Consider the following 6,403-nt stretch of genomic DNA (forward strand, 5'->3'; position numbering starts at 1 on the left):
GCTGGAGGAGTCGATGTTTCAAGGCAGCATGGTCGCACTGGCGACCCCGATGCACGCGGACGGCAGTCTTGACTGGCCGGCGCTTGATCGGCTCCTCGAATTCCACATCGAGGCCGGAACCGACGCCATCGTAGCGGTCGGTACTACCGGCGAATCCGCCACCCTCGATTTTGACGAACACTGTGAAGCGATTGCCCATACGGTCAAGACCGTGGGCGGTCGCCTGCCGGTCATCGCCGGCACCGGCGCGAACTCCACGCGCGAGGCGATCGCCCTAACGCGCTGCGCCCACGAGGCCGGCGCCGATGCCTGCCTGCTGGTATCCCCGTACTACAACAAGCCCACACAGGAGGGCTTGTATCTGCACCACAAGGCCATTGCCGAGGCCGTGGATATCCCGCAGATCCTCTATAACGTCCCGGGACGCACGGCCGTCGACATGCTCCCCGAGACAGTCGAACGCCTGGCCGAAATCTCGAACATCGTCGGCCTCAAGGAGGCGACGGGCAATAACGAGCGCACCGCCGAGCTCGTCCAGCGCGTGGGTGGCCGCATCGACCTGTTCAGTGGCGAAGACGCCAACGGGCTGGCCTTTCTGCTGGCCGGGGGACAAGGGATCATCTCGGTGACCGCGAACGTCGCCCCGGCACTGATGGCCCGCATGTGCCGTGCCGTGCGCGAGGGACGCGCGGACGAAGCCCGCGAGATCAATCGCCAGCTCGACGGTCTGCATTCGGCCCTGTTCCTCGAAGCCAATCCCATCCCCGTAAAATGGGCCTTGCAGCGCATGGGGATGATGGAGGAAGGTATCCGCCTGCCCCTGACACCCCTTTCCGAACCGTTCCATGCACCGGTACTGGACGCGATGCGCCAAGCCGGCATTGAGGTCTGAGCCCGATCATGAAATTGCCCTTCAAGCCCTACCACTCCGCCACGCGCGCCACCCTCGCGATCGCCACGGGTCTCGCCGTCGCTGGTTGCGGAGGCTGGGGCGGTGATCGCCAGTCCGGCCCCGAATACGAAATGAGCCGGCAAATGGAGGACCTCGAAGTCCCGCCGGATCTGATTGCGCCGGATACCGAGCGGGCCTACCGCCTGCCCGATGATCCGGGCGGCCGCATCAGTGCACGCGACATGCAGCAGGACACCGCCCAGCGCCAGCAACAGCCCGCGCAGGCCCAGCCCGGCGCCCCGACCCGCACGGTCCAGGTACTGCCGGAATCCGCCGAGGTGCAGCTCATGCGCGACGGTGGCACTCGCTGGCTCCAGGTCGACGGGGATCCCGGCGAGATCTGGGATCGACTGGTCGCCTTCTGGGACAGCCAGAACCTCCGGCTGGAACGCAACGAGCCGCAGGTGGGCGTCATGCAGACCGAGTGGGCCGAGGACCGGGCCGGTATCCCGCTGCGCGGCACGCAGAACCTCTTCGCCCGCGCCCTTGGCAACGTATACGACGCCAACACCCGGGACCAGTACCGGATGCGCGTCGAGCGCGTCAACGGACAGTCGGAGATCTACATCACCCACCGTGGCGCCGAAGAACAGGCCGAGGGCCAGTCCTGGCGCTGGGCCATGCGCCCGTCGGACCCGGAACTCGAAGCCGAGATGCTGAACCGGCTGCTCGTGTTCCTCACGACCGGTGATCCGGGTGAAGGGGGCGCACGTGTTGCCGAGACCCTCGTCGACCGCCCGACCGAACTGCAGATGACGGAGCATGATGGTTCGCCGGCCCTGCTACTGGGCGGTGAATATGACCGCGTCTGGCGCCAATTGGGCACCTTCCTGGATCGCGCCGGATTGCTGGTGGATGAACAGGACCGCCAGGCCGGCACCTACGAGGTCACCTACCGTCCCGACATGACCGGCGACCGCGACGAGCCCGGGTTCTTCGGCCGCATCTTCGGTCGCGGCGGAGACCGCCGCGAAAACGAACGCTACCAGATTCGCCTGCAGGATCGCGGCGATGGTGACCTCCTGATCGAGGCACGCGACCTCGAGGGCGACCGACTGAGCGATCGCGACGCCGAGTTCGTGCTGGAGCGCATTCAGACTCAGATGCGGCGCTAGGCCCCAAGACGGGCCCAGGACCATTGCCCGACCGACATCGTCGCGGGCGGTCCCTGACGGCCTGCACTGCAATCACACGTTCGGAGCGGTCCGTGATCCGATTCTGTTCACTTGGCAGCGGGAGTGGTGGCAACGCCCTCGTGGTCGAGATCGGTACGACCCGCCTGCTGGTGGACTGCGGCTTTTCGGTACAGGAACTCGAGCGACGCCTCGCACAGCAGGGGCTGACCGCGTCCGATCTCGATGGTGTGTTCGTGACCCACGAGCACGGCGACCACCTCGGTTCTGCCCCGGCCCTCTCACGCCGGTACGGTCTGCACGTCTACGCCTCCGCCGGGACCCGACTCGCAGCCCGTGACAACGGCTTCGCCCATTTCGAAGAAATCCAGCCTGATGTCCCGATCGAGGTCGATGACGCCCAGGTCATTCCCTATACGGTCCCCCACGACGCGCGCGAACCCACGCAGTTCGTGTTCTCCGATGGGGCATCGCGCCTCGTCCTGATGACCGATGCGGGGCATATCACGCCCCACATGATCGAGATCGCGTCGGCAGCGCAGGGTCTGCTCCTGGAATGCAACCACTGCCCGGAGTTGCTCGCGTCGGGGCGTTACCCGCCCAGACTGAAGCGCCGCATTGGGGACGGCTACGGACATCTCCCAAACCACGCCGCGACACAACTGCTTCAGCGCGCGGACACCTCCCAACTGGAACACCTGATCGGCATGCACCTTTCGAGCGACAACAACCGTCCCGAACTCGCTGAACAGGCTCTGTGCGAAGGGGTAGGTGCCACTCGCGACGAAATCGCGATCGCCTCCCAGGACACCGGCTTCGACTGGCGCTGCATCCAGTAGCCGCCCCCTGCCCCGGACGCCCGAAGGGCTGCCCCCGGACCCTAGCGGCGCGACTCCCGCAGGAAGTAGACCCCGCCCGCAATAAATGCGAGACCAATAATGGTCGCGATCGGCCCCCCGAATCCCGAACCCTCTCGTGGCGCGATTGGCGTAAACGCGACCTCCCCACCCAGGACCGCGTAGGCGCCAATCCCGATCAGGACCAGCCCGACCGTGACCAAACCGCCATCGGTCCGTTTCTTGCCTCGAGCCATATCCCGTACATCCTTTCGTTCGCAAGGGCCCCCACGCCCGCACCCACCATGATTGTCCGCTGGAGCCGACCCATAAAAAAAGCCCGGCCCCCATATTGGGAACCGGGCTTCGGATTAATGCCTGGCGGTGACCTACTCTCACATGGGGAGGCCCCACACTACCATCGGCGCAGAGCAGTTTCACTTCCGAGTTCGGGATGGGATCGGGTGGTTCCTACTCGCTATTGCCGCCAGACAAACTGGCCAGATCACCCAGCGCGAACGCTGGGTCATCTGAATTCGGAATGCATTCTAGGTGATGTGTACAACAGTGATGTGTCAGTCGAGACCAACCATCAACACCTTGGGTGTTATATGGTCAAGCCGCACGGGCAATTAGTACTGGTTAGCTGCACGCGTTACCGCGCTTCCACACCCAGCCTATCAACGTTGTAGTCTTCAACGGCCCTTTAGGGACCTCGAGGGTCCAGGGAGATCTAATCTTCAGGTGGGTTTCCCGCTTAGATGCTTTCAGCGGTTATCCCTTCCGCACATAGCTACCCGGCAATGCCACTGGCGTGACAACCGGAACACCAGAGGTGCGTCCATCCCGGTCCTCTCGTACTAAGGACAGATCCTGTCAAATCTCCGACGCCCACGGCAGATAGGGACCGAACTGTCTCACGACGTTCTAAACCCAGCTCGCGTACCACTTTAAATGGCGAACAGCCATACCCTTGGGACCTGCTTCAGCCCCAGGATGTGATGAGCCGACATCGAGGTGCCAAACACTGCCGTCGATATGGACTCTTGGGCAGTATCAGCCTGTTATCCCCGGAGTACCTTTTATCCGTTGAGCGATGGCCCTTCCATACAGAACCACCGGATCACTAAGACCTGCTTTCGCACCTGCTCGACGTGTCTGTCTCGCAGTTAAGCACCCTTTTGCCTTTGCACTCGTCGCGCGATTTCCGACCGCGCTGAGGGTACCTTCGCGCTCCTCCGTTACTCTTTGGGAGGAGACCGCCCCAGTCAAACTACCCACCACACACTGTCCCCGACCTGGATAACAGGCCTGGGTTAGAACTCCAAAATTGCCAGGGTGGTATTTCAAGGTTGGCTCCACTGAGACTGGCGTCCCAGCTTCAAAGCCTCCCACCTATCCTACACAAACAAGTTCAAAGTTCAGTGTGAAGCTGTAGTAAAGGTTCACGGGGTCTTTCCGTCTAGCCGCGGGTACACAGCATCTTCACTGCGATTTCAATTTCACTGAGTCTCGGGTGGAGACAGCGCCGCCATCGTTACGCCATTCGTGCAGGTCGGAACTTACCCGACAAGGAATTTCGCTACCTTAGGACCGTTATAGTTACGGCCGCCGTTTACCGGGGCTTCGATCAAGGGCTTCGCCGAAGCTAACCCCATCAATTAACCTTCCGGCACCGGGCAGGCGTCACACCCTATACGTCCTCTTTCGAGTTTGCAGAGTGCTGTGTTTTTAATAAACAGTCGCAGCGGCCTGGTCTCTGCGACCTCGACCAGCTCAGGGAGCAAGTCCCATCACCAGCCAAGGCGTACCTTCTCCCGAAGTTACGGTACCATTTTGCCTAGTTCCTTCACCCGAGTTCTCTCAAGCGCCTTGGGATTCTCACCCTGCCCACCTGTGTCGGTTTCGGGTACGGTCTCGCGTTAACTGAAGCTTAGAGGATTTTCCTGGAAGCAGGGCATCAGTCACTTCGCTCCCGTAGGAGCTCGTCATCGTATCTCAGGATTGTGTCCCCGGATTTGCCTAAGGACACTCCCTACATACTTAAACCGGACACCAACAGCCGGATGACCTAGCCTTCTCCGTCCCCCCATCGCATTAACGCGAGGTACAGGAATATTAACCTGTTTCCCATCGACTACGCATTTCTGCCTCGCCTTAGGGGCCGACTAACCCTGCGCCGATTAACGTTGCGCAGGAAACCTTGGGCTTTCGGCGGATGGGTTTTTCACCCATCTTATCGTTACTCATGTCAGCATTCGCACTTCTGATACCTCCAGCATGCCTCTCGACACACCTTCACAGGCTTACAGAACGCTCCTCTACCACTTGCAAAGCAAGTCCGCAGCTTCGGTACATGGCTTAAGCCCCGTTAAATCTTCCGCGCAGGCCGACTCGACCAGTGAGCTATTACGCTTTCTTTAAAGGATGGCTGCTTCTAAGCCAACCTCCTGGCTGTCTCTGCCTTCCCACATCGTTTCCCACTGAGCCATGATTTTGGGACCTTAGCTGGCGGTCTGGGTTGTTTCCCTTTCCACGACGGACGTTAGCACCCGCCGTGTGTCTCCCATGCTCGCACTTCCCGGTATTCGGAGTTTGCAATGGTTTGGTAAGTCGGGATGACCCCCTAGCCATAACAGTGCTCTACCCCCGGGAGTGATACATGAGGCGCTACCTAAATAGCTTTCGAGGAGAACCAGCTATCTCCGAGCTTGATTAGCCTTTCACTCCGATCCACAGCTCATCCCCTAATTTTTCAACATTAGTGGGTTCGGGCCTCCAGTAGGTGTTACCCCACCTTCACCCTGGCCATGGATAGATCGCCCGGTTTCGGGTCTACTTCCAGCGACTGAGCGCCCTATTAAGACTCGGTTTCCCTACGGCTCCCCTGGACGGTTAACCTTGCCACTGAAAGTAAGTCGCTGACCCATTATACAAAAGGTACGCGGTCACCCCCGAAGGGGCTCCCACTGCTTGTACGCACACGGTTTCAGGTTCTATTTCACTCCCCTCTCCGGGGTTCTTTTCGCCTTTCCCTCACGGTACTGGTTCACTATCGGTCGGTAGGGAGTATTTAGCCTTGGAGGATGGTCCCCCCATGTTCAGACAGGGTTTCACGTGCCCCGCCCTACTCGATTTCACGCCAAGAGCCTTTTCGCCTACGGGGCTATCACCCGCTTTGGCCGGACTTTCCAGACCGTTCGACTAAAACTCAAGACGCTTAAGGGCTAATCCGCGTTCGCTCGCCGCTACTAACGGAATCTCAATTGATTTCTTTTCCTCTGGTTACTTAGATGTTTCAGTTCACCAGGTTCGCCTCCAACACCCTATGTATTCAGGTGAGGATATCCCTAAAAGGGATGGGTTTCCCCATTCGGAAATCCCCGGATCAAAGCTTGTTTGCCAGCTCCCCGAGGCTTATCGCAGGCTACAACGTCCTTCATCGCCTCCTACCGCCTAGGCATCCACCGTGTGCGCTTAAC

At 60.3% G+C, this 6,403-nt stretch carries 4 protein-coding genes and 2 rRNA genes (1 of these 6 cut by a window edge); 3 read left to right on the forward strand and 3 right to left on the reverse strand.

Annotation, left to right across the window (positions count from 1 at the left end; genetic code table 11):
- Positions 1–13 precede the first annotated feature (13 nt).
- The 3 genes from dapA (at position 14) to F579_RS0107070 (ending at position 2,924) form a co-directional block, all read left to right on the forward strand.
- Positions 14–892 carry a 4-hydroxy-tetrahydrodipicolinate synthase gene (gene dapA, locus F579_RS0107060; RefSeq protein WP_019023818.1) on the forward strand — a complete coding sequence of 293 codons (879 nt, stop codon included), beginning with the start codon at positions 14–16 and terminating at the stop codon, positions 890–892.
- A gap of 8 nt (positions 893–900) precedes the next feature.
- Positions 901–2,067, forward strand: a complete 1,167-nt coding sequence (gene bamC, locus F579_RS0107065; protein ID WP_038029759.1) for an outer membrane protein assembly factor BamC — start codon at positions 901–903, stop codon at positions 2,065–2,067.
- A gap of 92 nt (positions 2,068–2,159) precedes the next feature.
- Positions 2,160–2,924, forward strand: coding sequence for an MBL fold metallo-hydrolase (locus F579_RS0107070; RefSeq protein ID WP_038029757.1), 765 nt, complete (start codon positions 2,160–2,162; stop codon positions 2,922–2,924).
- 41 nt (positions 2,925–2,965) lie between these two features.
- On the opposite strand, the gene F579_RS0107075 is transcribed toward F579_RS0107070, so the two are convergent.
- The 3 genes from F579_RS0107075 to F579_RS0107085 all read right to left on the reverse strand — a co-directional run.
- Entirely contained in the window at positions 2,966–3,178 is a 213-nt protein-coding gene (locus F579_RS0107075; RefSeq protein WP_019023815.1) for a hypothetical protein, read from the reverse strand.
- A gap of 119 nt (positions 3,179–3,297) precedes the next feature.
- A 5S ribosomal RNA gene (rrf, locus tag F579_RS0107080) occupies positions 3,298–3,413 on the reverse strand.
- Between the two features lie 119 nt (positions 3,414–3,532).
- Positions 3,533–6,403: ribosomal RNA gene (locus F579_RS0107085) — 23S ribosomal RNA — on the reverse strand; it runs 9 nt beyond the window's last position.

It is taken from the genome of Thioalkalivibrio sp. ALJ21, from assembly GCF_000378605.1.
Lineage (GTDB): Bacteria > Pseudomonadota > Gammaproteobacteria > Ectothiorhodospirales > Ectothiorhodospiraceae > Thioalkalivibrio.

Coding starts and splice junctions, on each gene's coding strand:
- dapA (WP_019023818.1), top strand. CDS start 14: ATGTTTCAAGGCAGCATGGTCGCACTGGCGACCCCGATGCACGCGGAC.
- F579_RS0107075 (WP_019023815.1), bottom strand. CDS start 3,178: ATGGCTCGAGGCAAGAAACGGACCGATGGCGGTTTGGTCACGGTCGGG.
- bamC (WP_038029759.1), top strand. CDS start 901: ATGAAATTGCCCTTCAAGCCCTACCACTCCGCCACGCGCGCCACCCTC.